At 63.1% G+C, this 25,745-nt stretch carries 24 protein-coding genes; 7 read left to right on the top strand and 17 right to left on the bottom strand.

Annotated features, from left to right (window positions below; genetic code table 11):
• Window positions 1-59 precede the first annotated feature (59 nt).
• The 5 genes from J1C52_RS02075 to J1C52_RS02055 form a co-directional block, all read right to left on the bottom strand.
• Window positions 60-620, bottom strand: coding sequence for a hypothetical protein (locus J1C52_RS02075; protein ID WP_227426248.1), 561 nt, complete (start codon window positions 618-620; stop codon window positions 60-62).
• 66 nt (window positions 621-686) lie between these two features.
• Complete coding sequence (locus tag J1C52_RS02070; protein ID WP_227426247.1) at window positions 687-1,679, bottom strand: adenosine kinase; 993 nt, start codon at window positions 1,677-1,679, stop codon at window positions 687-689.
• On the bottom strand, window positions 1,676-2,320 hold the full coding sequence (gene nth, locus J1C52_RS02065) for an endonuclease III (RefSeq protein ID WP_227426246.1): 645 nt from the start codon (window positions 2,318-2,320) through the stop codon (window positions 1,676-1,678). Before nth ends, J1C52_RS02070 begins: the two co-directional genes overlap by 4 nt.
• A gap of 39 nt (window positions 2,321-2,359) precedes the next feature.
• Complete coding sequence (locus J1C52_RS02060; protein WP_227426245.1) at window positions 2,360-3,133, bottom strand: tRNA1(Val) (adenine(37)-N6)-methyltransferase; 774 nt, start codon at window positions 3,131-3,133, stop codon at window positions 2,360-2,362.
• The gene (locus J1C52_RS02055) at window positions 3,126-3,341 is read right to left on the bottom strand and encodes a DUF2007 domain-containing protein (RefSeq protein ID WP_227426302.1); all 216 of its coding nucleotides are present in this window, start codon (window positions 3,339-3,341) and stop codon (window positions 3,126-3,128) included. The genes J1C52_RS02060 and J1C52_RS02055 overlap by 8 nt, the downstream gene beginning before the upstream one ends.
• 51 nt (window positions 3,342-3,392) lie before the next feature.
• Here J1C52_RS02055 and J1C52_RS02050 point away from each other — a divergent pair, with 51 nt between their 5' ends.
• Entirely contained in the window at window positions 3,393-4,394 is a 1,002-nt protein-coding gene (locus J1C52_RS02050) for a polyprenyl synthetase family protein (RefSeq protein WP_227426244.1), read from the top strand.
• A gap of 3 nt (window positions 4,395-4,397) precedes the next feature.
• Here the strand turns inward: J1C52_RS02050 and J1C52_RS02045 are convergent, their stop codons facing one another.
• The 4 genes from J1C52_RS02045 to J1C52_RS02030 form a co-directional block, all read right to left on the bottom strand.
• Entirely contained in the window at window positions 4,398-5,324 is a 927-nt protein-coding gene (locus tag J1C52_RS02045) for a bifunctional riboflavin kinase/FAD synthetase (RefSeq protein WP_227426243.1), read from the bottom strand.
• A 27-nt stretch (window positions 5,325-5,351) separates the two neighbouring features.
• Window positions 5,352-5,795, bottom strand: a complete 444-nt coding sequence (locus tag J1C52_RS02040) for a MaoC family dehydratase (protein ID WP_227426242.1) — start codon at window positions 5,793-5,795, stop codon at window positions 5,352-5,354.
• A 176-nt stretch (window positions 5,796-5,971) separates the two neighbouring features.
• Window positions 5,972-6,853: a TIGR01459 family HAD-type hydrolase gene (locus tag J1C52_RS02035; protein WP_227426241.1), complete on the bottom strand. Its 882-nt coding sequence runs from the start codon at window positions 6,851-6,853 to the stop codon at window positions 5,972-5,974.
• A 10-nt stretch (window positions 6,854-6,863) separates the two neighbouring features.
• Window positions 6,864-7,784 carry a manganese-dependent inorganic pyrophosphatase gene (locus J1C52_RS02030; protein WP_227426240.1) on the bottom strand — a complete coding sequence of 307 codons (921 nt, stop codon included), beginning with the start codon at window positions 7,782-7,784 and terminating at the stop codon, window positions 6,864-6,866.
• 123 nt (window positions 7,785-7,907) lie between these two features.
• On the opposite strand from J1C52_RS02030, the gene J1C52_RS02025 reads away from it, so the two are divergent.
• From J1C52_RS02025 to J1C52_RS02010, 4 genes are all read left to right on the top strand, one after another.
• Window positions 7,908-8,576 (top strand): DUF2161 domain-containing phosphodiesterase, encoded by a 669-nt coding sequence (locus J1C52_RS02025; RefSeq protein ID WP_227426301.1) that lies wholly within the window; start codon window positions 7,908-7,910, stop codon window positions 8,574-8,576.
• Window positions 8,577-8,709: 133 nt separating this feature from the next.
• Window positions 8,710-8,997 (top strand): co-chaperone GroES, encoded by a 288-nt coding sequence (locus tag J1C52_RS02020; RefSeq protein ID WP_072245183.1) that lies wholly within the window; start codon window positions 8,710-8,712, stop codon window positions 8,995-8,997.
• A 45-nt stretch (window positions 8,998-9,042) separates the two neighbouring features.
• A complete protein-coding gene (gene groL / locus J1C52_RS02015; RefSeq protein ID WP_227426239.1) occupies window positions 9,043-10,692 on the top strand; it encodes a chaperonin GroEL in 1,650 nt (549 codons plus the stop codon).
• 173 nt (window positions 10,693-10,865) lie between these two features.
• Complete coding sequence (locus tag J1C52_RS02010; protein WP_227426238.1) at window positions 10,866-12,467, top strand: cytochrome-c peroxidase; 1,602 nt, start codon at window positions 10,866-10,868, stop codon at window positions 12,465-12,467.
• Between the two features lie 10 nt (window positions 12,468-12,477).
• On the opposite strand, the gene carB is transcribed toward J1C52_RS02010, so the two are convergent.
• Window positions 12,478-15,822, bottom strand: coding sequence for a carbamoyl-phosphate synthase large subunit (gene carB / locus J1C52_RS02005; protein ID WP_227426237.1), 3,345 nt, complete (start codon window positions 15,820-15,822; stop codon window positions 12,478-12,480).
• A 257-nt stretch (window positions 15,823-16,079) separates the two neighbouring features.
• Between carB and J1C52_RS02000 the strand changes: the two genes are divergently transcribed.
• Window positions 16,080-18,224: an ATP-binding protein gene (locus tag J1C52_RS02000; protein ID WP_227426236.1), complete on the top strand. Its 2,145-nt coding sequence runs from the start codon at window positions 16,080-16,082 to the stop codon at window positions 18,222-18,224.
• Here the strand turns inward: J1C52_RS02000 and J1C52_RS01995 are convergent, their stop codons facing one another.
• Genes J1C52_RS01995 through J1C52_RS01985 form a run of 3 tightly spaced genes read right to left on the bottom strand, consistent with a single transcriptional unit; the run spans window position 18,225 to window position 21,720 of the window.
• Window positions 18,225-18,854, bottom strand: coding sequence for an ATP-binding cassette domain-containing protein (locus J1C52_RS01995; RefSeq protein ID WP_227426235.1), 630 nt, complete (start codon window positions 18,852-18,854; stop codon window positions 18,225-18,227).
• Window positions 18,851-20,476 carry an ABC transporter permease gene (locus J1C52_RS01990; protein ID WP_227426300.1) on the bottom strand — a complete coding sequence of 542 codons (1,626 nt, stop codon included), beginning with the start codon at window positions 20,474-20,476 and terminating at the stop codon, window positions 18,851-18,853. Before J1C52_RS01990 ends, J1C52_RS01995 begins: the two co-directional genes overlap by 4 nt.
• Window positions 20,477-20,508: 32 nt before the next feature.
• Window positions 20,509-21,720 carry an ABC transporter substrate-binding protein gene (locus J1C52_RS01985; RefSeq protein ID WP_227426234.1) on the bottom strand — a complete coding sequence of 404 codons (1,212 nt, stop codon included), beginning with the start codon at window positions 21,718-21,720 and terminating at the stop codon, window positions 20,509-20,511.
• A 160-nt stretch (window positions 21,721-21,880) separates the two neighbouring features.
• On the opposite strand from J1C52_RS01985, the gene J1C52_RS01980 reads away from it, so the two are divergent.
• Window positions 21,881-22,489, top strand: a complete 609-nt coding sequence (locus tag J1C52_RS01980; RefSeq protein ID WP_227426233.1) for a CDP-alcohol phosphatidyltransferase family protein — start codon at window positions 21,881-21,883, stop codon at window positions 22,487-22,489.
• Here J1C52_RS01980 and J1C52_RS01975 read toward each other — a convergent pair.
• From J1C52_RS01975 to J1C52_RS01960, 4 genes are all read right to left on the bottom strand, one after another.
• Window positions 22,486-23,343 (bottom strand): arginyltransferase, encoded by an 858-nt coding sequence (locus J1C52_RS01975; protein WP_227426232.1) that lies wholly within the window; start codon window positions 23,341-23,343, stop codon window positions 22,486-22,488. The genes J1C52_RS01980 and J1C52_RS01975 overlap by 4 nt on opposite strands.
• An 81-nt stretch (window positions 23,344-23,424) precedes the next feature.
• The gene (locus J1C52_RS01970; protein ID WP_227426231.1) at window positions 23,425-23,859 is read right to left on the bottom strand and encodes an RDD family protein; all 435 of its coding nucleotides are present in this window, start codon (window positions 23,857-23,859) and stop codon (window positions 23,425-23,427) included.
• Window positions 23,856-24,323 (bottom strand): YbaK/EbsC family protein, encoded by a 468-nt coding sequence (locus tag J1C52_RS01965; protein WP_227426230.1) that lies wholly within the window; start codon window positions 24,321-24,323, stop codon window positions 23,856-23,858. The genes J1C52_RS01970 and J1C52_RS01965 overlap by 4 nt, the downstream gene beginning before the upstream one ends.
• Window positions 24,316-25,635 carry an aspartate aminotransferase family protein gene (locus J1C52_RS01960; RefSeq protein ID WP_227426229.1) on the bottom strand — a complete coding sequence of 440 codons (1,320 nt, stop codon included), beginning with the start codon at window positions 25,633-25,635 and terminating at the stop codon, window positions 24,316-24,318. Before J1C52_RS01960 ends, J1C52_RS01965 begins: the two co-directional genes overlap by 8 nt.
• Window positions 25,636-25,745 lie beyond the last annotated feature (110 nt).

Raw genomic sequence — 25,745 nt, 5'->3', positions numbered from 1 at the left:
CTCGACACTATGTCGCTGATATATGGTAAGGCGGCGCGGCCCGCGCAAGTTTGGCCCAGTCAGCCTCCGAAGCTTTCCATCGCGCGAAAATCCATGGTTTCCAGCACCGGAATGATCGCGTCCAGATCATTCCCTTCGGCCTGAACCAATATCCGGTTCGCGATGATCGCTTGCAGGCTGCCATCGGCCCGCAGGAAGCGCACGCGGTTGATGCGCTCAATCTGCCCACCCATCTGCGTGACCATAGCATTATTGCTCAGCATCATAGCCATTTGCGCGACCATTGGACTATCCGCGATCAGGTTGATGGTGAAGCTGGTGCCGTTCCCCGAATAGGTCGCATTTGCGGACGTTCCCCCGCCCAGCATGGCCATCACGGCATTTGCCTCCTGATCTATTTCGCGCGTCATCCCTTCAGGCGCTTCGGGCAAAAACGCCTGCAACCCATCGGCCTTCATCGCCGAGAGCAGACGTTGCGCCTCATTCAACTCGTCTTGCGCATAGACCACATCGCCGTCCTGATAGGCTTCGATTGCGGCGTTCATTGCTTCCAGAAACGGGTCGGCGGTGGCGGGTGCGGCCAGCAAGGCCGCACAAAAGGCGAGTGTCGCGGTTTTCATTGGAAATCCCTTGTGCTGAATGCCCCTGAAACCATGCCCCGCGGCTCTTGATGACGCAAGCGTGAATCAGGCCAGCAGCTCCGCCGCGCGGAAGGCCGCGCGCATATCGGCCTTGGGGCGCGCGCCGATATGGCCGATGACCTCTGTTGCAGCCATGCAGCCCATGCGTCCGGCTGTTTCCATGTCGCAGCCCGTGGCCAGCCCGAACAGGAACCCCGCCGCGAACTGGTCGCCCGCGCCGGTCGCATCCACCGGGGTGGTGGTTTCAACCGGGATTTCGAAGCGCACGCCTTTGTGCACGATCCAGACCGGGTCGCCCGAGCGGGTGCAGACGATCAGCTCGCATTCCTTGGCGGCCTGCGCCAGCGCGTCGTTCAGGTCATTCGCCTCATAAAGCGACACCCATTCCTGTTCGTTGCCGATGACGTAATCCATATCCTCGGCCACCAGTTTGCGGAAATCGGCGCGGTGGCGGTCCACGCAGAACGGGTCTGACAGGGCGATGCCCGCCATGCCCCCGGTGCTGCGGCAGGTCCGCGCGGCTTTCAGGAACGCCTCTTTGCCCTTGTCCTTGTCGAAGAGGTATCCTTCGAGGAAGACGATCTCGCTATCGGCCATGATGGCTTCGTCCACGTCATCGGGCCCAAGTTCGGCGGACATGCCCAGATAGGTGTTCATCGACCGCTCGCCATCGGGAGTGACGAAGATCATGCTGCGCGAGGTGGGCAATTCGCCGTCCTTGACCGGCGCGTTCACGAATTTCGCGCCCACCTTGTCGGAATCCTGCGCGTAAAAGCGGCCCAATTCGTCGTCATTCACACGCCCCACGAAGGCCGCGCGCAAACCCAGCGCCCCCGCGCCTGCCAGCGTATTGGCGACCGACCCGCCAGAGGCTTGGGCGCGGTCCTCCATTGCCGCAAACAGCGTTTCCGCGCGGTCGCGTTCGATCAGCTGCATGATGCCCTTGTGAATGTCCATCCGCTCCAGAAAGCGGTCTTCGACCGTGCTGATGACATCGACAATGGCGTTGCCGATCCCGGCAATCTGGTAGGTTTTCATAGGGTCTTTTCCTCAAATGGGCATAGATCGCGGATCAGGCAGGTGCCGCAGGCGGGTTTGCGCGCTTTGCAGACATAGCGCCCGTGCAGGATCAGCCAGTGATGCGCGTGAAGCTGGTATTCGGCGGGGATGTTGTCCTCTATCGCGCGCTCAACCACATCGACATCACGGCCGGGGCAGATGCCCGTGCGGTTGCCGACGCGGAAGATATGCGTGTCCACCGCTTGCGCGGGCATACGCCACCACATGTTCAGGACCACATTGGCCGTCTTCCGGCCCACGCCCGGAAGCGCCTGCAATGCGGCACGGGACGAAGGCACCTCGCCGTCATATTGCTCGACCAGGATACGCGACAGCTTGATGATGTTCTTGGCCTTGTTGCGATAGAGGCCGATGGTCTTGATGTGCTCGATTACGCCCTCTTCACCAAGGGCGAGCATCTTTTCGGGTGTATCGGCCACGGCGAACAGGCCACGGGTCGCACGGTTCACACCCACATCGGTGGCCTGCGCCGATAGCGCCACGGCGACGACCAATGTGTAGGCGTTGACATGCTCCAACTCGCCCTTGGGTTCCGGGTCGGCCGCGTGAAAGCGGCGAAAGATCTCGCGGATCGTGAGGTAATCGAGTTGCTTGGCCATCGCCCTTCTATGCAACGGGGCGTGGGCCGGGGCAATCCCCTAGCCGCGCGCCATCTTGGCCAGATCCAATGCGCCCAGATCACGCATGATCGCGCGCACCGGATCGGTGAAATACTCGCCATCTCCGGGGTGATGGTCGCCTTGGTGGATAACAAGGGGCGGCAACAGTACGAAGGGGCTGCGCCCGCTCTTGCGCGCCTGCACGATCACTCGGCGTGCCGGGCGGTGCGCGCGGGCGGCCAAGGGCAGGGCCACAGCGCTTGCACGGCCTTGCAGCGCCGCCAGAATATCGGGCAGGCGGTCCGTCAGGTGGATCACGCTCAGATAGCCGCCATCGCGCAGCCGCCGCAGACCGACATCCAGCCAATCGGCCAATGGTGTATCTTCGCGCAAGGCGCGGTCGCGGCCTGCATCCTGCGCGGCAGGCCCGCACGCCGCGTAAAAGGGCGGGTTGGCGATGACATGGTCAAAGCTTTGGCTGCGCAGGTCGGCGGGCAGGGCGCGCAGGTCGGCCTGCGCCACGGTCATGGCGGCCCCGTTCTCTGCGGCGTTGCGCCGCGCAAGGGCCGCGTAATCGGTTTGCAGTTCCACACCAGCAAGTGACAAGCCCGGCACGCGCGCGGCCAGACACAGGCTGGCCACGCCCACCCCGCAGCCCAGTTCCAACACCGACTGCCCGGTGCGCGCGGGAACAGAGGCCGCCAAGAACACCGGATCGGTCGCTGCACGGTAGCCGTTGCGTGGCTGCCATGCCCAGACATGCCCGCCCAGAAAGGCGTCGCGCGTCAGGTCCGCTTCGGTTGACTCAGTCATGCAACGGAATACCATTTTCCCGCAGGATGGAACTGGCCATGAAAAAATCCTCGCGTCGCACCAGCAGCCTGCGCGGCATCATGCCCAAGGTCGATTCGAGCGTGTGCATATGGACGTCCACATCGAACACCTCTATACCCTCGCCCTGTAGCAAGGCGGTGGCGTACGGGATGATGGTCGGGTTCGTGGTGCGCAAAAGCTCTTTCATGGTCAACATTTAGGGGCGCGGACCTGCCTTTGTCGAGACGGGATGCAGAAGATGGACACGCAACATATGCAAGATCGCCCGCATGATGCGCTTGCCGCGCATCTGTCGGAGGATCTGGTCGCGGTGAATGCCCTGATCCGCAAGACCATGGCGTCCGAACATGCGCCGCGTATCCCCGAAGTGACCGCGCATCTGATCGAGGCGGGCGGCAAACGCATCCGCCCCATGCTGGTTCTGGCCGCGGCGGAATTGTGTGGCTATGACGGCCCCTATCATCACCACCTGGCGGCGACGGTCGAGTTCATTCACACCGCGACGCTGTTGCATGATGACGTGGTCGATGAAAGCGCGCAGCGCCGGGGGCGCGCGACCGCGAACCTGTTGTGGGACAACAAATCTTCGGTGCTGGTGGGCGATTACCTGTTTGCGCGCGCCTTCCAGCTTATGGTGGCCTGCGGGTCGTTGCGGGTGCTGGATATCCTGTCGAATGCCTCTGCCACGATTGCCGAGGGCGAGGTGCTGCAACTGACCACCGCGCAGAACCTTGGCACAACCGAAGAGCAATATCTGCGCGTGATCCGGGGCAAGACCGCCGCGCTGTTTTCCGCCGCGACCGAGGCGGGCGCGGTGCTGGCCGCGGCGCCCGATGACAAGGTGCAGGCGCTCTTCACCTATGGCGACGCGCTGGGCATCAGTTTCCAGATGGTGGATGATTTCCTGGATTTCGGCGGCGCAGGCGACGACATCGGCAAGCGGATTGGCGACGATTTCCGCGAAGGGAAAGTGACCCTGCCCATCATCCGCGCCTATGCCCGCGCGGATGACGACGAGCGCGCTTTCTGGACCCGCACCATCGCCAAGGGCGACCAGAAGGACGGCGATTTCGAGCAGGCTTGCGCCATCATCGCCCGCCACGGCACGTTGGAAGAAACCCGTTCCGAGGCGCTGGCATGGTCGGACAAGGCCAAAGAAGCCTTGGCCCTCCTGCCCGACACGCCCTTGCGCGCCATGCTGTCGGACCTGGCCACTTATGTGGTGCAGCGGTTGAAATAAGCGCTAGAGCGCGTTCAGGATGGCCCGCGCCTGAAGGCTGTCGGCGTTCATCTGCGCGATCAGCTTCTCGATACCTTCAAAGGCCACTTCGTCGCGCAGGTGTTCCACCAGTGCGACGGACAGCTTGGCGCCATACAGATCGCCTTTGAAATCGAACAGGAAGGTTTCCAGATTGGGCGTGTTCACCCCGAACATGGGCCGCACCCCCATGGATGCCACGCCTTGGTAGCGCCCGGCATGGGGGCCGTCCATCACATCGACCAGCACGGCATAGACGCCGAAACGCGGCGGGTGCAGCCCGTCGATGGACATGTTCGCTGTCGGATAGCCCAGCTCGCGCCCGCGTTTTTCGCCATGCAGCACCGGCCCTTCGATGCGGTGCCAATGCCCCAGCATCCGCGCGGCGCGGCGCGGGTCGCCTTCGGTCAGCGCGGCGCGAATAGCGGTCGAGGAAAACACCTCCTCGCCTTGCTTGACCAGATCAGCCACGGTCACATCAAAGCCCAGCTCTGCCCCCAAGGCCTGCAAATCGGCGGCCGTCCCCTCGCGCCCTTTGCCAAAGCAGAAATCCGCGCCGATCACGACATGGCGAATGCCAAGCCCGTCATGCAACACCTGTTGGGCGAAGTCGCGCGCCGATAGCTGCGAGAGCGTGGCATCGAAAGGCAGTTCAAACAGCCGCTCGACCCCCAGCATCTGCATCCGATGCGCGCGGGCGGTGGCGTTCATCAGCCGGAAGGGCGGGGCGTCTGGCGCGAAAAACTCGCGCGGGTGCGGCTCGAACGTGACGACGCCCAAGGGCGCGTCGGGGCGGCGGGCCATGTCCAGCACTGCGCGGTGCCCCAGATGCAGCCCGTCGAAATTGCCCATGGCGACAGACGCGCCACGGGCCTGCGGGTCAAGCCCAGTCCAATGGTGGAAAACCTGCATCTGCCCTCGTCGGGGCAAATGCGCCCCTTAGTCGAATTTACGGCTTGGGGCGAGCACGGTCGCTTCGCCCTTCAGGACCGTCATATCCCCCACCGTGCAGCGACAATCAAGGGTCACGCGGCGTTTGGCGTAGTCAATGGTCAGCACCGACACTTCGGCGCGCACAACATCGCCGGGGCGCACGGGGGCCATGAATTTCAGAGACTGGCCCATGTAGATCGTGCCGTGGCCGGGAAGCTGTTCGCCAATGACCGCAGAGATCAGACCAGCGGTCAGCATACCATGCGCGATACGGCCTTCGAAGATCGTGTCCTGCGCGTAGGAATCGTCCAGGTGCACCGGGTTGCGGTCGGTCGACACCTCCGCGAACAACTCGATGTCGCGGTCGGTGATTTCCTTTTGCAGATGGCGCGCCATCCCGATTTCCAGATCTTCGATGCAGATCGTGCCACGCGGGAAATTATCGTTCATGCCAGTGTCCAACATCGTATCACGCCTTTCCATTCGGTTCAGGGCCATGTTGCGGTGCAGCAATAGCCTATCTGACCGAGTCGCGCAAGCGCCTTGCGTAATAAAATAATAGCGAACCGGGTTTGTGGTGCAATTATGTTGCGTGACATTCTGCCGCAAGAGGCACGCGGGCGCCCCTAGCGCAGCCGCCCGATGGCATAGGTCGGGGATTGCCCTTCCTTGGTCAGCCACGCATCGAGCAACGCTTGCTCGGGATGTTCGACATCCGGGCCAAACTCCTCTGCTGCCAGCCCGCCGGTGATGAACAGCGTATCCACCCCCTCGGCCATGCCGCCCTTCACATCGGTCTGGATACCGTCGCCGATGGCGATGATCCGATCCTCGGCAAAGGCCACGCCAATGCGCTGGGCGTGACGACGGGCCAAATCGTAGATGGGAGGGTGCGGCTTGCCGAAATACAGGCTCTCGCCGCCCATCTGGTCGTAAAGCTGCGCAATCGCGCCCGCACAATAGATGCGGGTTTCGCCGTAATCGACGACGATATCGGGATTGGCGCAGAGCAGTTTCAACCCGCGCGCCTTGGCGGCCAGCAGGCGGCCGCGATAATCCTCTGGGGTTTCCGTCAGCTCCTCGAACGGGCCAGTGCACACAATGCCCTCGGCATCCTCGAAGCTGACGCGTTCGATGGCCGGATACTCGCCCGCCCAATCGGGCAGGTCGGTGAAAAACCCGTCATCCTTGTCCGGGCCAAGATGCCAGACCTTGGTGCCGACCGCGCCCATCAACATGCCCTGCTGTGCGGCGTCGCCAGAGGTGGCGATGGCGTCATAAGCGTCGGGGGACAGCCCCATCTCGTCCAGCCGCGCGCGCACGCCCGCCTCTGGCCGGGGCGCATTGGTGACCAAAATGACCCGGCCACCACCCTTGCGAAAGGCGATCAAAGCGGCTTCGGCGGCGGGATAGATGTCCTCGCCATTATGCACGCAGCCCCAAAGGTCCACCAAGGCAAGGTCATAGATTGCCGAAACCTCGGCGAAACTGCGTAGGATGCGGGTCATGTCAGGCCTTTCAGAGCGCCAGAACCGGGATGATCTGTTTCTTGCGGCTCATGACGCCGGGCAGAACGACCGTGTCGTTGTCCACGCTGACACCGAAAGACTTTTCCGCCACCGTGCGGGTCAGGTCATTGGGCACCAGCATCGTGGCTTCTTCGCGCAGAATATCGACCACGAACAACAGTACCTGGTCTGCGCCGTCCTCGGTCGCGACGGTTTCCATGCTGGCCACAAGGCTGTCCTTGCGCGACAGGATCTGGTCGGGAGAGGTGGTTTCCAGAACAGAGACGCGGAATTTCTTGCCGCCCACTTCGTAATTCTTGGAATCCATCCGCAACAATTCGGCATCGCTGAACGCTGACACGTCTGATTTCGCGGCGAACATGGCGGTCGCCAGCTCATTCATGTCCACGCCCAGATCCTCTGCCAGCGCGTGCGCGATGGCGCGGTCTTCCTGCGTGGTGGTGGGAGAGCGGAATTCCAGCGTGTCCGACAGGATGCAGGACAGCATCAGCCCTTTCACGAAACGCGGGGCTTGTGCCATGTGCTTGCCGATCAGGCTGTGCATGATGGTAGCGGTGCAGGCCAGCGGGCGGATGGTGATGTCGATCGGCCCCTTGGTTTCCAGCCCGCCCACCAGCTTGTGGTGGTCGATGATCGCGGTCACGTCCAGCGCGTTGATATTGGCGGGCAATTCGCCGGGGTTGTTGGTGTCGACGACGACGGCTTGGGTGCCGTCGGCAATCTCTGTCACGATGCGGGGCTTGGGGCAGTCCCAGTGTTTCAGGACAAAGGCGGCTTCGGTGTTGGGTTCGCCCAGCAGAACGGCCTCTGCCGGGATTTTCTTCACCTCGTTCAGGAACCACGCCCAGATAATGGGCGAGCCGGTCGAGTCGGTGTCGGGGGAATAATGGCCGAAGACAAGGGTGGTCATGGGTCAGGTCCGTCCTGCGTGTTGGCGTTTGCCGCGTTATAGGCAGCGCACGCGCTTAGGGAAAGGGGGCGTTCGGCCATGGGCCGCTGGTGCGCGGCGATGTCGGTCGCTAACGTGGCGACCATGCAGCGCGAATCCGACCTTTACCCCCATCTCAAGGCGCATTTCGAAGCACTTGGTCTGACCGTCAAGGGCGAGATCGGCGCGGCCGATCTGGTTGCCATGGGCGGGCCAGAGCCGGTGATCGTGGAAATGAAGCTCGGGTTTTCGCTGGCGCTTTACCACCAAGGCATCGCGCGACTGGCGTTGAGCGATCAGGTCTATCTGGCGGTGAAGCGCCCGCAAGGTGCGCAGGCGCGCCGTATCCTGCGCGACAACACCGCCATGTGCCGCCGCTTGGGGTTGGGCCTGCTGACGGTGCGTGCCCGCGATGGGCTGGTCGAGGTTCTGGCGCAGCCCGGCCCCTATGCCCCGCGCAAATCCGCCGCCAAGCGCAAGAAGCTGGCGGCAGAGTTCGACCGGCGGCAGGGCGATCCCAATGCCGGCGGGGCCACGCGGCATGGGTTGGTGACGGGCTACCGGCAAGACGCGTTGCGCTGCGCGGCCTATCTTGCTGAATACGGCCCAAGCCGGGGCGCAGCGGTCGCGCGTGATACGGGTGTTCCGGTGGCCACGCGGATCATGTCGGACAATCATTACGGCTGGTTCGCCCGCGTCGAAAAGGGCGTCTACGCCCTGTCGGATGCCGGACAAAAAGGGCTTGCCGACTGGGACGGTGCCTTGCCCGATTAGTTGCACGCGCAGCAAAATTTTTCCCGATCCCCCCTGTTGACAGCTTGTCACGCCCTGCCTACCTATGCGCCGTTAGCACTCACCCATGCCGAGTGCTAATCAAATTCAACCTGGAACCAAGGAGTGTTCTCAGATGGCATTCAAACCGCTGCACGACCGTGTGCTTGTCCGTCGCGTCGAAAGTGAAGAGAAGACCAAGGGCGGCCTGATCATCCCCGAAACCGCCAAGGAAAAGCCCGCAGAGGGTGAAGTCATCGCCACCGGTGAAGGCGCTCGTAAGGATTCTGGCGAACTGATCGCGCCCGCTGTCAAGGCTGGCGACCGCGTTCTGTTCGGCAAGTGGTCGGGCACCGAAGTCACCGTCGATGGTGAAGAGCTGCTGATCATGAAGGAAAGCGACATTCTGGGCGTCATCGCCTGATCTCGCACCTGACCCAACACATTCAGACAACCAGGAGGCACCAAAATGGCTGCTAAGGACGTCAAATTCAACACGAACGCTCGCGACCGCATGCTGCGCGGCGTCAACATCCTCGCCGATGCCGTAAAGGTCACGCTGGGCCCCAAAGGCCGCAACGTCGTGATCGACAAATCCTTCGGCGCACCCCGCATCACCAAGGACGGTGTGTCGGTTGCCAAGGAAATCGAACTGGAAGACAAGTTCGAGAACATGGGCGCGCAGATGGTGAAAGAAGTCGCCTCGCGCACCAATGACGAAGCCGGCGACGGCACCACCACCGCGACCGTTCTGGCCCAGGCCATCGTGCGCGAAGGTCTGAAATCGGTTGCCGCTGGCATGAACCCGATGGATCTGAAGCGCGGCATCGACCTGGCGACCAAGAAAGTGGTCGATTCGATCATGGCCGCTGCCCGTCCGGTCAATGACAGCGATGAAGTTGCGCAGGTTGGCACCATCTCTGCCAATGGCGAAGCCGAAATCGGTCGCCAGATCGCCGACGCAATGCAGAAAGTCGGCAACGAAGGTGTTATCACCGTCGAGGAAAACAAAGGTCTGGAAACCGAGACCGATGTCGTCGAAGGCATGCAGTTCGACCGTGGCTACCTGTCGCCCTATTTCGTGACCAACGCCGACAAGATGGTTGCGGAACTTGATGACGCGCTGATCCTGATCCACGAGAAGAAGCTCTCGTCGCTTCAGCCGATGGTTCCGCTGCTGGAGCAGGTCATCCAGTCGCAGAAGCCGCTGCTGATCATCGCTGAAGACGTCGAAGGCGAAGCACTGGCCACGCTGGTCGTGAACAAGCTGCGCGGCGGTCTGAAGATCGCAGCCGTCAAGGCACCGGGCTTCGGCGATCGCCGCAAGGCCATGCTGCAGGACATCGCCATCCTGACCGGCGGTCAGGTCATCAGCGAAGACCTGGGCATGAAGCTGGAAAGCGTGACCATGGACATGCTGGGCACCGCCAAGCGCGTTTCGATCACCAAGGACGAAACCACCATCGTCGACGGTGCTGGCGAGAAGGCCGAGATCGAAGCCCGCGTCACCCAGATCCGTGCGCAGATCGAAGAGACCTCGAGCGATTACGACCGCGAGAAGCTGCAAGAGCGTCTGGCCAAGCTGGCTGGGGGCGTTGCCGTCATCCGCGTCGGCGGCATGAGCGAAGTGGAAGTGAAAGAGCGCAAGGACCGTGTCGATGACGCGCTGAACGCAACCCGTGCAGCCGTCCAGGAAGGCATCGTTGTCGGCGGTGGCGTGGCGCTGGTTCAGGGTGCGAAGGCGCTGGAAGGTCTGGAAGGCGACAACGCTGACCAGAATGTCGGTATCTCGATCATCCGCCGCGCCATCGAAGCGCCGCTGCGCCAGATCGCAGAGAATGCTGGCGTTGACGGTTCGGTCGTCGCAGGCAAGATCCGCGAGTCGGAAGACAAGACCTTCGGCTTCAACGCGCAGACCGGCGAATATGGCGACATGTTCAAGTTCGGCGTGATCGACCCGGCCAAGGTTGTGCGCACCGCGCTGCAGGATGCAGCTTCGGTTGCTGGCCTGCTGATCACCACCGAAGCCATGATCGCCGACAAGCCCGAGCCGAAGGGCTCGAACGCTGGCGGTATGCCCGACATGGGCGGCATGGGTGGCATGGGCGGCATGATGTAAGCCAGCCCGGCACCTGCCGAAAGCTTGAAAGGTCGCCCCTCGGGGCGGCCTTTTTTCGTGCGTAACGCGCGGTTTATTCCCCGCACCCGACCATGGGTTAGAAAATTCTTGTGCGACTCAAGGGCTGCGTTACTCTGGTCCTCACATTTAAGTGAGCGGTTTTTGGGGGGAATATGCACAAGATCTTGTTGATTTGCGCGTCTGTCACCTGCCTGTCGGTGGCAACTGAGACGGCACTGGCCCAGTCGGTCGAGCGCGGCTTCTCTGCGATGGAGCAGGAGGACTTCGCCACCGCCTACCGCGCCTTGCGCGTGGCGGCAGAGCAGGGCGATGCCCGCGCGGGCGCGCTGATGGGCGATATTTTCGGCGTCGGCCCCTATGCGCGTGTGCAGCCACAAGAGGTGCCGCGCTCTGTTCCGCAAACCCGCGCGACACCTGCCAGCCGCACCCGTGTTGCGGCCCCCGTCGTCATTCGGCGCCCACCCGTGCGCCCTTTCGCGCAGCCCTCCAGCCCCGTGGCGCTGACCGCCGATCTGTTCGCGCCGGTCGATCTGGCCTTGGCCGATATAGGCCGCGACCTGTTTTTCGACCCGATCCTGTCGGGCAACAAGGACGTGTCTTGTGCGACCTGCCACCATCCCAGCCTTGGCTCGGGCGACGGGGTGTCGCTGGGCTTGGGCACCGGCGCCGCCGGGCTTGGGCCGGAACGCAGCGTCACCGGCCCCCATGCCGCCGACGAACGCATTCCCCGCAATGCGCCAGCGCTTTGGAACCTTGGCGTGACCGAGCTGCGGGTCTTGTTCCATGATGGCCGGGTCGAGCGTGACCCGGCCAACCCCGGTGCCATCCTGACCCCGCAAGGCCCGCTGGATTACATGGCGCTCGATACGCTTCTGGCCGCGCAGGCGCTTTTCCCTGTGCTGTCCCATGCCGAAATGGCGGGTCGCGAGGGCGAGAACGAGATCGCCACCGCCGTGGTCGAGGAGCGTATCCATGGCGATGATGGGGCTTGGGCCTTGCTGGCGGCCCGGATTGACGCTTTGGAAGGGTATCGGGGCCGGTTCGATGCGTGGCGCGGGCAAGCCGCCCCGGTGCGCATCGACGAGATCGGCAACGCGATTGCCGCCTTCATCGCCCATGAGTTCCGCGCCGATGACACCGCCTTTGACCGCTATCTGCGCGAGGAACAGGCGCTGTCGCCCGGTGCGGGCGAGGGGATGCGCCTGTTCTTCGGCAAGGCGCGCTGCGCCGAATGCCATTCCGGCCCGCTTCTGAGCGATCAGGCCTTCCACGCCATGGGAGAGCCGCCCATCGGCCCCGGCAAGGACCGTGACGAGGACGGCTATACCCGTGACATTGGCCGCGCGGGCGTGACGCTGGACCGTGCGGATGCCTACGCCTTCCGCACGCCGATGTTGCGCAACGTGGTCCATAACGGCCCTTGGGGTCATGCCGGTGCGTTTTCCGACCTGCGCGCCTTCCTGACCCACCACATGGACCCGGTCGCGGGGCTTGACCGCTACAGCCCGCAAGCGGTGCTGCCGCAACTGGCCAGTGCGGAACCGGATTACGCCGCGCTGTCGAACCAGATGCGCGTCGGCGCGGTCAAAGACGCCGCCGCCCGCACGATGGAGCGGTATCGAATGCCTGCCCTATCCGACGGCGAGATGGATATGCTGATGGCATTCCTTGACGCGCTCAGCGACCCCGCGTCGCTGGAGGGCCGCATGGGCGTGCCCGAAAGCCTGCCCAGCGGGTTGCAGCCTGACCGCTAGGGGCGGCGGATCACTCCGCCGCCGCGTGTTGCAACGCGCGCACCCCGATATTGCCCTCGCGCATGGCGCGGATGGCCTGCACCGCTGCATGGCTGCCCGCTGCGGTGGTGTAATAGGGGATCTTGTCATAGAGCGCGACCGCACGAATTTCGCGGCTGTCCTCGATCGCCTGTGCGCCTTCGGTGGTGTTCAGCACCATCGCGATCTCGCCGCTCTTCAGCAGGTCGACGATATTCGGACGGCCCTCATAGACCTTGTTGACCACTTCGCAGGCCACGCCTTGGGTGCCCAGCCATTCGGCGGTGCCGCGGGTGGCGACAATGGTAAAGCCCATCTCGACCAGCAGTTTCGCGGCTTCGGTCATCATCGGGCCCTTGTCGTAATCCTTGATAGACAGGAACACGCGGCCCTCGGACGGAAGGTCCACGCCCGCACCAAGCTGTGCCTTGTAGAAGGCGCGGTCGAAGCGGCGTGCCCAGCCCATCACCTCGCCGGTAGAGCGCATTTCCGGCCCCAGAAGCGTATCGACACCGGGGAAGCGCGCGAAGGGCAGCACCGCTTCCTTGACAGAGAACCATGGCGTTTGCGGGTCCGCCAGCGTCATCGGATCGCCCATGGGCATGGGTTCGTTCGGGGCCACATCGGACGTAATCGGTGCGCGCAGCGGGAAGTTCGACAAAGGCTCGCCCGCCATCAGCCGCGCGGCGATGGACGCAATCGCGCTATCGGTGGCCTTGGCCACGAAAGGAACGGTGCGCGAGGCACGCGGGTTCACTTCCAACACGTAAATCTCGCCATCCTTTATGGCGAATTGCACGTTCATCAGCCCGACCACGTTCAGCCCGCGCGCCATGGCTTCGGTCTGTGCACGCAGTTCCGTGATGGTCTCGGGGCTTAGCGAATAGGGGGGCAGCGAGCACGCGCTGTCGCCCGAATGGACGCCCGCTTCCTCGATATGCTGCATGATGCCCGCGACATGCACGTTCGTTCCGTCGCAGAGCGCGTCCACATCCACCTCTGTCGCGCCGACAAGGTAGCTGTCCAGCAGCACCGGGTTCTTGCCCGAGACCTGCACAGCGTCACGGATATAGCGTTCCAGATGCGCGTCATCGCGCACGATCTCCATGGCGCGGCCACCCAGCACATAAGACGGGCGGATCACCAGCGGATAGCCGACCTTTTGCGCGATCTCGAACGCCTGTTCGGGGCTGGAGGCAATGCCGTTCACCGGTTGACGTAGGCCCAGCTTGTTCAGAAGCGCCTGGAACCGCTCGCGGTCCTCGGCAAGGTCAATCGCATCGGGCGAGGTGCCAAGGATCGGGATGCCCTCTGCTTCCAGCGCATTGGCCAGCTTGAGCGGTGTTTGCCCGCCAAACTGCACGATCACCCCGTGCAGCGTGCCGTTTTCCTGCTCCACCCGCAGGATTTCCAGCACATGCTCCAGCGTCAGCGGTTCGAAATACAGACGGTCCGAAGTGTCGTAATCGGTCGAGACGGTTTCCGGGTTGCAGTTAATCATGATCGTTTCGTAGCCGACATCGGTCAGCGCGAAGCAGGCATGGCAGCAGCAATAGTCGAACTCGATCCCTTGGCCGATCCGGTTCGGGCCGCCGCCCAGGATCACGACCTTCTTGCGGTCGGACGGGCGCGCTTCGCATTCGGCGTCGCCCATGACCGGGGTCTCATAGGTCGAATACATGTAGGGGGTTTGCGCCTCGAACTCTGCCGCGCAGGTGTCGATCCGTTTGAACACGGCATTCACACCCAGATTGCGGCGGGCGCGGCGGACCTGATCCTCGTCGCGGCCCGTCAGCGTGGCAAGGCGTGCGTCGGTAAAGCCCAGCATCTTGACCTCGCGCAGCCCTTCGGCGGTCACGGGCAGGCCGTTCTTGCGGATGACGGCCTCTGCGTCGATGATCTCTCGAATGCGGGCCAAGAACCATGGGTCGAAGGACGTGGCGGCCTGAATGTCGTCATTGCTCAGCCCTTCGCGCATGGCCTGCGCGATCAGGCGCAAACGGTCAGGGGTCTGGGCGCTGATGGCCTTGATGATCGCGGCACGGTCGGGCGCGCCGGGAATGGCGATCTCGTCAAACCCGCTCAGGCCCGTTTCCATGCTGGCCAGCGCCTTTTGCATGGATTCGTGGAAGGTCCGTCCAATCGCCATCGCCTCGCCCACCGATTTCATGGCGGTGGTCAGCTCGGGTTTCGATCCGGGGAATTTCTCGAATGCGAAACGCGGGATCTTTGTCACAACATAGTCGATGGTCGGCTCGAAGCTGGCGGGCGTGACCTTGGTGATGTCATTGTCCAGCTCGTCCAGCGTGTAGCCCACGGCCAGTTTCGCCGCGATCTTGGCAATCGGAAAGCCGGTGGCCTTGGACGCCAGCGCCGACGAGCGCGACACGCGCGGGTTCATCTCGATCACGACCATGCGGCCATCGGCTGGGTTGATCGCCCATTGCACGTTGGACCCGCCAGTTTCGACCCCGATTTCACGCAGCACGGCAATGCTGCCGTTACGCATGATCTGGTATTCCTTGTCAGTCAGCGTCAGCGCCGGGGCGACCGTGATCGAATCGCCCGTATGAACGCCCATCGGGTCCACGTTCTCGATAGAGCAGACGATGATGGCGTTGTCGGCGCGGTCGCGCACGACTTCCATTTCATACTCTTTCCAACCCAGCAGCGATTCATCGACCAGAATCTGCGCCACGGGTGACGCATCCAGCCCAGAGCGGCAGATGCGTTCATAATCGTCGCGGTTATAGGCCACACCGCCGCCCGTGCCGCCAAGCGTAAAGGCGGGACGGATGATCGTGGGCAGACCGATCTCTTCCAGCGCGGCCATCGCTTCGGCCACACCGGCATTGATGTCGTATTTGCCATTTGCCAGCTTCGGCGCCGCCACGATGGTGGCGCGGGGGTTTTCCAGCCCGATGCGGTCCATCGCCTCGCGGAACAGCTTGCGGTCCTCGGCCATTTCAATGGCCGCGCGGTTCGCGCCGATCAGCTCGACCCCGAATTTTTCCAACACGCCCATATCGGCCAGCGCAAGCGAGGTGTTCAGCCCCGTCTGCCCGCCCATGGTGGGCAGCAGCGCATCGGGGCGTTCCTTCTCGATGATCTTGGCCACGATCTCGGGGGTGATGGGTTCGATATAGGTGGCATCTGCCAGCCCCGGATCGGTCATGATCGTCGCAGGGTTCGAATTGACCAGAATGACCCGATAGCCTTCCTCGCGCAGTGCCTTGCAGGCCTGAGCGCCGGAATAGTCGAACTCGCAGGCCTGCCCGATCACGATGGGCCCGGCCCCGATAATCATGATGGACTGGATGTCGGTTCTTTTCGGCATGGCTGGCCCCCTTGCACGCGCAGGCGCAGGCCCCCGGCCGGGCCCGCGCAAATTGAGGCGGGTTATAGGCAAAGGCCGTGCCAGTGCAACCCCATTCGCGCGGCCGTGTTCCTTGACTTGCCAGTTGCGCGCATAAATTGAATATTAAGAATGTGTCCACTACTCTCGGCTGCGTGCGTTAAGCCAAGACATTTCTGGAAAGTCCTTTTATGATGGAACAGGCCGATTTTCACCGGCGCCGATGGCGAGGTTTGTCTTTGGCTGACGAGAAACAAGAAGCCACGGTTCTTGCGGGTGGCAACGAGCAACGCCTGACAGAGATTCAGGCGCTTGTCGTCATGTTGATAAACCGGATGCTGTCCGCCCCGATCGAAGAGGTGGATAAAGCGGTTCAGGACGGGCTGGCGCAGCTGGGCGCGTTCACCGGGCGTGACCGGGTCTATGTCTTTGTCATCGAAGGAGAGACGGGCAGCAACACGCATGAATGGTGCAGTGATGCCACTGAACCGATGATCGACCAGTTGCAAGACCTGCCGGTTGACGCGTTCGGCTGGTTCCTGGCCCCGATCCAGAAGGGTGTCGCGTTTCATCTGCCCGACATCGCGCAACTGCCTGCCGAATCGGAAGAACGCACGTTTCTGGAACAGCAGGGCATCCGCTCGCTTCTGGTCGTGCCCATGATCGACGAGGACAAGCTCGTGGGGTTCGTGGGTTTCGACAGTGTCAGCAATACCGGCCAGTTCCTGCCGGGTGAGATATACCTGTTGCGTTCTTTCGCCGATGTGGTCCGGTCTGTTCTGATGCGGCGCAAGACAATGATCGAAATGCGCCGCGCGCAAGAGGAGCTGGCGAAGGAACGCGCCTTTCTGAAAGGCATTGTCAGCACCAACGCGGCGGGGTTCGTCGTTTTGTCGGAAACCGGCACCATCGTCTACGCCAATGACGAGGCAGAGCGCGTTCTGGGCGTGACGATAGAAGAGATGATGGGGCAGGCCTACAATTCCCCGAACTGGCGGATCACCGATATCAATGGCAAGCGCGTTCGCGACCGGGATGAGCCGTTCGCGATCGTCAAACGCACAGGCCAACTGGTCGAGAACCACCGCATCGCGCTGCATTGCCCCGACGGGGTGCGCTACGCGTCCATCAACGCAGCACCGATTGCGCGCGACGGGATTGATGCGGCATCGGTCGTCTATTCCGTCACCGATGTAACCGACCTTGTTCTGGCCGAGCAAGCCCGCGAAACCGCGCTGCAAGAAGCGCATCGCGCGAATATCGCGAAGTCGAATTTCCTCGCGAAGATGAGCCATGAAATCCGCACGCCGCTGAACGGTATTCTGGGGATCTCTGACATTCTGGAAGAGATGATCGAAGACCCCGCCCAGGTGCGCATGTTGGATGTTCTGCGCGACAGCGGCGGGCTGTTGATGGGCATCATCAACGATCTTCTGGACATGTCCAAGATAGAGGCCGACGCGCTGGAGCTGGAATCCACCGCCTTTTCGCTGAGCAAACTCGCGCGCCGCACCGAAGAAGTGCACACGCTGCGCGCCTCGGAAAAGCAGTTGTCTTTCGCCGTGACGATAAAAGACGTGCTGGCCAAGGACCGGCTTGGCGATCCGCAGCGCCTGATGCAAATCCTGCACAACCTGATCTCGAACGCGATCAAGTTCACCGAAAAGGGCTTTGTCAGCGTCTCGATTTCAGCGCCAGACAAAGACAGCGTTATCCTGACCGTCGAAGACAGCGGCATCGGTATGACAGAGGCGCAACATGCCCGCCTGTTCGAACCCTTCGTTCAGGCCGACAGCAGCATCTCGCGCCGTTTCGGGGGCACTGGCCTTGGCATGTCGATCGTGCGCAACCTTGTCGACTTGATGGGCGGTCAGATCGACACCAAAAGCGCGCCGGATGTCGGCACAAGCATTACCGTGCGACTGCCGATCCCCGTGGCTCCCGACGATGCCCCACATGCAGCCGCCCCCAAGCCCATGTCGAGCGCGGCGCGCAAATTGCCCGAATTGTCGATCCTTGCCGCGGATGACAATCGCACCAACCAGATGATCCTCAGCATCATGCTGGGCCAGCTTGGCGCGCGTGTCACTTTGGCGAATGACGGGCTGGACGCTCTGGAGAAAAGCCGGAAAGAACGCTTTGACCTGATGATCCTCGACATTTCCATGCCGGGGATGGACGGTGTCACGTTGCTGAACACCATCCGCTGCGAAAAAATGCGCGCGGGCCGGACGAAGATACCGGCCTTCGCCTTTACGGCGAATGCTATGTCAGACCAGGTCGACAGCTATCTGAAAGCCGGGTTCGATGCGTGCCTGACCAAGCCGCTGAAACTGGAACGCCTGCACGACACCCTGCTTCAGTTCTTCGCCGTGGCGGATTGATCAGGCGGCTGGCGCGCCTGTTACGGTCAGAATCGGCCCTTGCGCGGCTTTTGCATCGTCTTGGTCATGGGTGACAAGGATCGTCGGCAATCCTTTGGCCTGTTCAAAGGTGAAGGCCCGCATCTGGTCGCGCAGCGCCGCATCCAGCTTCGAGAAGGGTTCGTCCAGCAAAAGTGCCCTCGGTGCGCTGAGAAGCGTCCGCATCAGCGCCACGCGGGCGCGCTGCCCGCCCGACAGCGTGGCCGGGTCACGCGTGCCCATGCCGCCTAGCCCGGCCTTGCCTAGCGCGTCCTCTATCCGGGCGGCGCGGTCAGGCGTGTCGCGCGACAGCCCGAAGCCCAGATTGCCCGCGACCGAAAGGTGCGGAAACAGGATGTCATCCTGAAACAACAGCCCCATCTGGCGGCGATGGGTGGGCAGATGCGTCACGTCCCGCCCATCCAGCCATATTCGCCCGCTGAGCGTGAAGGCGGGCGGCAAAGCGCCCACGATGGCGGCCAGTAGGGTCGATTTCCCGCACCCGGACGGCCCCATGATGGTCAGCACCTCGCCTGCCGCGACGGTCAGGTCCAGCGAGACCATGGGGGCGCCGTCGCGCAGGATGCGCAGGTCGTCCAGCCGTAGGCTCATGTCACTTTCAACCCCGACCTGCGCCGCGCGACAAGGGCTGGCGCGGCCAAGGCCAGCGCGAAAACCAGCATCGGCAGCGCCATTTGCACCACCGCCCAGACCCCGATCAGCCGCCGGTTGCCAGAGGCGGCGAGCGCCACCGCCTCTGTCGTGACGGTGCCGACACGGCCCGCGCCGATCAAGAGCGTGGGCAGGTATTGCGCGATGGAGGTCGCAAAGCCCACGGCAAACGCAATGAAAAGCGCCCGCAACAGCATGGGCAGGCGCACCGTCAGCAACACCCGCCATGGTCCTGCGCCAAGGGATGCCGCCGTCAGCCCCGCACGCGCGTCCCATGCGCGCCACGGGTCCGACAATGACAGCGCCACATAAGGCAGCACGAAGACCAGATGCACCGCCAGCACCGCGCCCCAAGACCCGTCCAGCCCAAGCCAAAGCGCAAAGGCCGACAGCCCCGGCAGGAATGCGATCTGCGGCACCAGAAGCGGCAGGTAGATGATGCCTAGAAGCCGCGATGCCCCGGCCTGCAAATAGCCAATGGTCAGCCCCAACGCGATCAGGGCAGAGGCGGCTGCCAGCCCCGCGCTTGTGCCCGCCAGCCGCCAAAGCTGCGCCGACTGGTCCGCCCAGACGCGCCAGCCGAAGCTTTGCGGCAAAAGGTCGGGAAAGCGCCACAGGCCCGCGACGGACCAAAGCGCCAGCCCCGCCAGCCCCGCGCCCACGCCCAGCCCGATCAGCGCCATGGGCAGGGCGCTTGCAATGCGCAAGGGTGCGTCCAGCGCCTGCCCGCGCCCGCCGCCCGCGGCCCAGATGCGCCCGCGTGCCGCGATCAGGCGTTCTGCCAGCAGCCACGCGCCCAAGGCCGCCAGAACCAGCAGCAATTGCAAAAGTGCCCCGGCGCTGGCCATGAAACGCAGGCTCAGGTCGGGCGCGGTCATCCAGTCCAGCACTTGCACTGCCAGCGTGGGCGGGCGTGTTGGCCCAAGGATAAGCGCCACATCGACCACCGACATGGAATAGGCCAGAACCGCGAAAACCGGCAGGCGGATTTGGGTATAAACGGCGGGCAGCACGGTCTTGACCCAGCCGGTGACGCGGCCATAGCCAAGGCTGCGCGCCACGGCCATGCGCCGTGCGCTGTCGGCTTGGCCAAGCGCGGCGAGGGTCATCAGCAGCAGGAAGGGCACTTCCTTCATCACCAGCCCCGCGATCAGCGCAAGGCCCGAAGGGTCATTCACGATCAGCAGGTCGGGCGGTCGCTGCCACCCCGTGGCCCATGGCGAGATTGCACGCGCAAACCAGCCCGAGGGGGCGATCAGAAAGGCCAACCCGAATGCCGCCGCTGCATGGGGCAGCGATAAAAGCGGCGCAAGCAGGCTTGTGACAACCCGAAAGCTGCGGGTGCCCTGCCATGCCGCCACGATCAACAGCGTGATAGCCAGCGACAGGATCGTCGCAGCCAGACCCGTCACCAGTGACAGCCGCACCGATGCCCCAATCCCCGGCCAGTCCAGCAGCGCGCGCCATGGGGCAAGCGCGAAAGCTGTGCCCCCCAATGCCGGGAAATAGCCGAAGGCGGGCAGCACCACGCCCGCCAGCCCCGCCGCGACCGGCAGCGCCATCAGCGCGACCACCAGTCCCGGCGCGGCGCGGATCACTGGGCTGTGCCGTAGCGCGCGGTCCAGTCGGCGGCGACGCGGGTCATCCAGCTTGGGTGCGGCTCTAGCAGGCCGGTGCCCATCTGGTCGGGCGCAAGGGTTGCGATGCCCAACTCCAGCGCGTCAAAGCGGGCGCGGTCCTCTGGGGCAAGCCGGTCCATGCCCAGCACTGTCTGAAAGCCCAGAACGGCAGGGTCTTGGGCCAAGGCCTGGATTTCCGGGTCAAGGATCAGGTTCGCCAGCACCAGCGCACCCGCTTGGTTCGTGGCATTATAGGGGATCGACAGGTAGGATGAATTGGCCAGCGTGCCTTCGTCGAAGACCATGGTGCGCACCGTGTCGGGCAATTCGCCATCGGCAATGGCGGCAGAGGCGCGGCCGGGGTTGAAGCTGAAGCCTATGTCAACCTCGCCATCTGCCAGAAGCTGGCCAAGCGCGGGCTCATTCGCCGGGTAGGCGCGGCCGGAGCGCCACAGGTTGGGCGTGATCTCGTCCAGAAACGCCCAAAGGGGTGCTGTGACCGCGTCGTAATCGACGGTCTCGGAAGGCTGAAGCAGAACCGACGGGTCATCCAGCACCCCGTAGAGCGCCTGTTTCAGAAAGCTTGTGCCAAGGAAATCGGGCGGCTGCGGATAAGTGAAGCGGCCCGGATTCTCGGCTATCCATGCGCGCAGGGCGTTTAGCGAGCGGGGCGGCTCTGGCACCGTGGCGCTGTCATATTCGAACACCATCTGGAACATGGCCCATGGGCTGCCATAGCCTTCGACCGGCAGGGTAAAGTCGATCAGGATCGCGGGGTTCGCATCGGTGTCGACCAAGGGCCAATTGGGCAGGCTTTCGGCAAAGGGGCCGAAGAGCAGGCCTTGGTCCTTCATGGACGCGAAATTCGCGCCGTTGATCCAGATCGCATCGACCGCGCCACCCGTGTCACGCCCAGCCGCACGCTCTGACACAACCCGCGTGACGGCATCGGCGGTATCGGCCAGACGCACATGTTCCAGCGTGACCCCGTGACGCTCGGACAGCTCTGCGCCCACCTGCGCGATAAAGGCGTTGATGCGCGGATCGCCCCCCCATGCGTGCCAATACACCGTCTGGCCGCGCGCCTGTTCCAGCACCGCGGGCCAATCTGCCGGGTCCGGGGTCTGGGCCGTGGCGGGCATGGCAAATGCCAGCGCGGACGCGGCAAGGCAGGTCAAAAATCGCATGGAATGGTCCTTCCTGTTTTCCTTCTATGTGCCTTTACGCTAAGAAACTGTCAAAGGTTACGGCAAGTTTCAGGTTGCGACACCTTAACGTGAAACAATCGGTGCGCGTGTTGCGTATAGTGACCAGACACACCGCCGCGCCCATCCCTCCCGAGGTTCCATGTTCGACCGCCACCTGCGCCCCCTGATCGACCCGCCGCTGAACATGATCGGCGGGCAACTTGCGCGCACGGGGTTGACGGCGAATGCCGTCACGCTCATCGGGCTGGCCTTTGGCTTGGCCGGAGCGGGCGCCATAGTCTTGGGGCAGTTCTACCTTGCGATTGCGCTTATCTTGGCGTCGCGGGTGGCCGATGGTCTGGATGGTGCCGTGGCCCGCGCCCATGGTGTCACGGATTTCGGCGGCTATCTGGATATTACCAGCGATTTCGTCTTTTACGCCGCGATCCCCTTGGCCTTCGTGCTTTATGACCCGGCCAGCAATGGCGTGGCGGGGGCAGTGCTTTTGGCCAGTTTCTACATCAACGGGGCGTCGTTTCTGGGCTATGCGATCCTGGCAGAGAAGAAGCAGATGCGCAGCGACAGCCACGGGGTGAAGTCGCTCTATTTCACCGGTGGCTTGCTGGAAGGCGCCGAAACCATCGCCTTTTTCATCGCGCTCTGCCTATGGCCCGCATGGTTCGCGCCGCTGGCCTATGTGTTCGCGGCACTTTGCGCGCTGACCATGGCCGCGCGTCTTGCCTTGGCGGCGCGCGTCTTTCGCGACTAACGCTTGGGTTTCGGGGCTGCCATATCGACCGGCCCGCCCATTTCAGACGGCAGCGACAGTTTCGCCACCTGCTCGGCAATGGGCTGAACGGAAAGCGGATGTGTCGTGCCAGAGAATTTTGCTGGATCGTCCATCTCGCGCCATGCGCCGTCATGGTAGACATCCAGTGCTGAAAAGCGTGCCTTGTAGTCCATCTTGGGACTGCCGGGCACCCAATAGCCCAGATACACATAGGGCAGGCCCACCCGGCGCGCGAGCTCGATCTGGTCAAGGATCATGAAGCTGCCCAGCGACTGGTCGCGCAGCGCGGGGTCGAAAAAGGAATACACAAGGCTCAGCCCGTCATCGAGCACATCGCTTAGGCAGGCGGCGACAAGCGGGCCGTTGGGGCCGGTCGCGGCATCGCGGTATTCCAGCACGCGGGTGCGCACCGGCGTTTCTTCGACCATGGCGGAATATTCAAACACGTCCATATCCGCCATGCCGCCATGGGTGTGGCGATGGTCCAGGTAGCGGCGGAACAGGGCATATTGGTCTTCGGTCGCCCATGCGCTGGTCACATCGCGTTGCAAATGCGCGTTGCGCTTCAAAATACGGCGCTGCGAGCGCGAGGGTTTGAAATCCTCCACCCGGATGCGCGCCGACAGGCACGCCGCGCAATCGGCGCAAGAGGGCCGATACAGCACGTTCTGAGACCGCCGGAAGCCCTGTTGCGACAGCTTGTCATTCATTGCTTCGGCATGTTCGCCATGCAGCGCCGTGAACAGCTTGCGCTCCATCCGGCCCGGCAGGTAGGGGCAGGGTTGTGGCGCGGTCACGTAGAACTGCGGAACTGTCGGCAGGGAATGACGCATCAGGTGCTCTTGGTCACAGAAAACCAGCAGAGGCTAGCAAGCGTTTCGGCATCTGCCAAGCCTGCATTCAAGGCGATGCGCTTATTCCGGCGCTACCTTGTGCAGCATCGTCGTCGACAGCAGGTAATCGTGCAACCCTTGCCGCTGAGGTGACAGCAATATCAACGCAACGGAAACAATCTGAAGCGGAAACACCGTCCACATGACCGCATGTGCCCCGCTATACAGCAACGCCGTGGTGGTATCGGGTGCCCGCCCATTCAGGTGGCGCCATTTCAGCGCCATCATCATCATGCCCAAGGTGGCCCCGTAGCGCGACAGCATCACCGTGCGATAGGCCACAGAGACGGCGGCGAACAGAAGCGGCAGCAGGAACGCGCTGAGAAACAGGGTCAACACCAGCCCGACCAGCGTGAGCGCGACGGTGACAAGCAGGTCGATGGTCCATGCACCGACCCGCTTGAAGGGCACATCGGCGTAGAATTCGGGCTGAAGCGCCGGGTCTGGCAAGGTCATTCGGTAAAATCCGCGACTGTGACTTTGGCAACAGAGATAAGGACGCGTGGCGCGATTGAAAAGACATGGCGCGGCGTTCCCGCCGCCGCAAAGACCGTTTCAAAGTCCAAAAGGCAGGGGTCGGCCCATGTTTTTGGCGCGGTCAGATGGCCGATAGGGGCCACCCCGCCGATGGCAAAGCCCGTCACTTCGCGCACCTGAGCGGCATTGGCGCGGCCCAACGCCTCGCCCGCAAGCGCGCTTGCTTTCGCTGCATCTATCCGATTGCCGCCTGCGGTCAGGAACAGGTAAAGCGCGCCGCTGGATTGTCCCGCAAACAGGATCGACTTCACGATCTGGTCCAACTCGCAGCCGCATGCCTGTGCCGCCAGTTCGGCGGTGCGCGCCTCTCCGGGTTCAGAGATGGTGTTGGCAAGGCCCGCATCCTGCAAGGCGCGGGCCACGCGGGCGACCGATCTACTCAAGGGTTTCCAGAACCTCTGCCAAGGTGCCGATCAACTGGTCGATATGTGACTTCTCGATAATCAGCGGTGGCGACATGGCGATGATGTCGCCCGTGGTGCGGATCAGGATGCCCTTGTCATAGGCTTTCAGGAACGCATTGAACGCGCGCTTCGTGGGCGCACCCGCAATCGGTTCCAGTTCCACCGCGCCGATCAGCCCCAGATTGCGGGTGTCGATGACATGGCGATGACCTTTCAGCGAATGCACGGCCTCTTCCCAATAGGGGGCGATGGCATCGGCGCGGGCGAACAGATCGTCCTGCTTGTAGGTTTCCAGCGTCGCCAGACCTGCGGCAGAGGCAATGGGATTGCCCGAATAGGTATAGCCGTGGAACAGCTCGATCAGGTTCTCCGGCCCGTGCATGAACGCGTCGTGAATATCCGCAGAGGTCAGCACCGCCCCCATCGGGATCACGCCGTTGGTCAGACCCTTGGCACAGGTAATCATGTCGGGCGTCACGTCGAAATGCTGCGCGGCAAAGGCGCTGCCAAGGCGGCCGAAGCCGGTGATGACCTCGTCGAAGATCAGCAGAATACCATGCTTGCGCGTGATCTCGCGCAGGCGCTGCAAATAGCCCTTGGGCGGGATCAGAACGCCGGTGGACCCGGCCACGGGTTCGACGATCACGGCCGCGATCGTGTCGGCCCCGTGCAGCGCGACGATACGCTCCAGATCATCCGCCAGATGCGCGCCATGTTCCGGCATCCCGCGCGACCATTGGTTTTCCGGCAGATGCGTGTGGGGCAGGTGGTCGACACCGGCCAGCATGGTACCGAAATGGCGGCGGTTGTTAACAATGCCGCCCACTGAAATGCCGCCGAAGTTCACCCCGTGATAGCCGCGCTCGCGCCCGATCAGGCGGGTGCGGCTGCTGTCGCCGCGCGCGCGGTGGTAGGCGATGGCAATCTTTAGCGCGGTTTCCACGCTTTCGGACCCGGAATTGGTGAAGAAGGCGTGATCTATGCCATCTGGGGCCAGATCGACCAGCCGGTTGGCCAATTCGAACGCCTTGGGGTGGCCCATCTGGAAGGCGGGGGCATAATCCAACTCTGTCGCCTGTTTCTGGATGGCTTCTGTAATCAGCGGGCGGGCATGACCCGCGTTGCAGCACCACAGGCCCGCCGTACCGTCCAGAATCTGCCGCCCGTCAGAGGTGGTGTAATGCATCCCCTCGGCGGCGACCAACATGCGCGGGGCCGATTTGAATTGGCGGTTCGCGGTAAACGGCATCCAGAAGGCGCGCAGGTCATTGGGGGTGGGGCGGTCCAGCATCGGTGGCTCCTGATATGCGGGGTGACTTGGCCAAGACGCTACCATAATAGCCGGCCCGCGCAAGCCCGACCGGCGCTTGAACCGGGCAGCACTTTGGGGCATTTCCTTTG

This window comes from Roseibaca sp. Y0-43 (assembly GCF_020667835.1).
In the GTDB taxonomy this organism is placed as follows: Bacteria; Pseudomonadota; Alphaproteobacteria; order Rhodobacterales; family Rhodobacteraceae; genus Roseinatronobacter.
Note: the sequence above shows the minus strand (reverse complement) of the source record. Positions and strands in the feature narration are given on the sequence as shown.

Excerpts from the sequence above, each read along its gene's own strand:
- J1C52_RS02045 (WP_227426243.1), bottom strand. The coding sequence starts at position 5,324 with ATGCAGGTTTTCCACCATTGGACTGGGCTTGACCCGCAGGCCCGTGGC.
- J1C52_RS02025 (WP_227426301.1), top strand. The coding sequence starts at position 7,908 with ATGCAGCGCGAATCCGACCTTTACCCCCATCTCAAGGCGCATTTCGAA.
- J1C52_RS02010 (WP_227426238.1), top strand. The coding sequence starts at position 10,866 with ATGCACAAGATCTTGTTGATTTGCGCGTCTGTCACCTGCCTGTCGGTG.
- J1C52_RS02055 (WP_227426302.1), bottom strand. The coding sequence starts at position 3,341 with ATGAAAGAGCTTTTGCGCACCACGAACCCGACCATCATCCCGTACGCC.
- J1C52_RS02020 (WP_072245183.1), top strand. The coding sequence starts at position 8,710 with ATGGCATTCAAACCGCTGCACGACCGTGTGCTTGTCCGTCGCGTCGAA.
- J1C52_RS02040 (WP_227426242.1), bottom strand. The coding sequence starts at position 5,795 with ATGAACGATAATTTCCCGCGTGGCACGATCTGCATCGAAGATCTGGAA.
- nth (WP_227426246.1), bottom strand. The coding sequence starts at position 2,320 with ATGGCCAAGCAACTCGATTACCTCACGATCCGCGAGATCTTTCGCCGC.
- J1C52_RS02075 (WP_227426248.1), bottom strand. The coding sequence starts at position 620 with ATGAAAACCGCGACACTCGCCTTTTGTGCGGCCTTGCTGGCCGCACCC.
- J1C52_RS01970 (WP_227426231.1), bottom strand. The coding sequence starts at position 23,859 with ATGACCTTGCCAGACCCGGCGCTTCAGCCCGAATTCTACGCCGATGTG.
- J1C52_RS02050 (WP_227426244.1), top strand. The coding sequence starts at position 3,393 with ATGGACACGCAACATATGCAAGATCGCCCGCATGATGCGCTTGCCGCG.
- J1C52_RS01990 (WP_227426300.1), bottom strand. The coding sequence starts at position 20,476 with ATGGCGCTGCCGGTCGCGGCGGGGCTGGCGGGCGTGGTGCTGCCCGCC.
- J1C52_RS01975 (WP_227426232.1), bottom strand. The coding sequence starts at position 23,343 with ATGCGTCATTCCCTGCCGACAGTTCCGCAGTTCTACGTGACCGCGCCA.
- J1C52_RS01995 (WP_227426235.1), bottom strand. The coding sequence starts at position 18,854 with ATGAGCCTACGGCTGGACGACCTGCGCATCCTGCGCGACGGCGCCCCC.
- carB (WP_227426237.1), bottom strand. The coding sequence starts at position 15,822 with ATGCCGAAAAGAACCGACATCCAGTCCATCATGATTATCGGGGCCGGG.
- J1C52_RS02030 (WP_227426240.1), bottom strand. The coding sequence starts at position 7,784 with ATGACCACCCTTGTCTTCGGCCATTATTCCCCCGACACCGACTCGACC.
- J1C52_RS02035 (WP_227426241.1), bottom strand. The coding sequence starts at position 6,853 with ATGACCCGCATCCTACGCAGTTTCGCCGAGGTTTCGGCAATCTATGAC.
- J1C52_RS01985 (WP_227426234.1), bottom strand. The coding sequence starts at position 21,720 with ATGCGATTTTTGACCTGCCTTGCCGCGTCCGCGCTGGCATTTGCCATG.
- J1C52_RS01980 (WP_227426233.1), top strand. The coding sequence starts at position 21,881 with ATGTTCGACCGCCACCTGCGCCCCCTGATCGACCCGCCGCTGAACATG.
- J1C52_RS02070 (WP_227426247.1), bottom strand. The coding sequence starts at position 1,679 with ATGAAAACCTACCAGATTGCCGGGATCGGCAACGCCATTGTCGATGTC.
- groL (WP_227426239.1), top strand. The coding sequence starts at position 9,043 with ATGGCTGCTAAGGACGTCAAATTCAACACGAACGCTCGCGACCGCATG.
- J1C52_RS01960 (WP_227426229.1), bottom strand. The coding sequence starts at position 25,635 with ATGCTGGACCGCCCCACCCCCAATGACCTGCGCGCCTTCTGGATGCCG.
- J1C52_RS02060 (WP_227426245.1), bottom strand. The coding sequence starts at position 3,133 with ATGACTGAGTCAACCGAAGCGGACCTGACGCGCGACGCCTTTCTGGGC.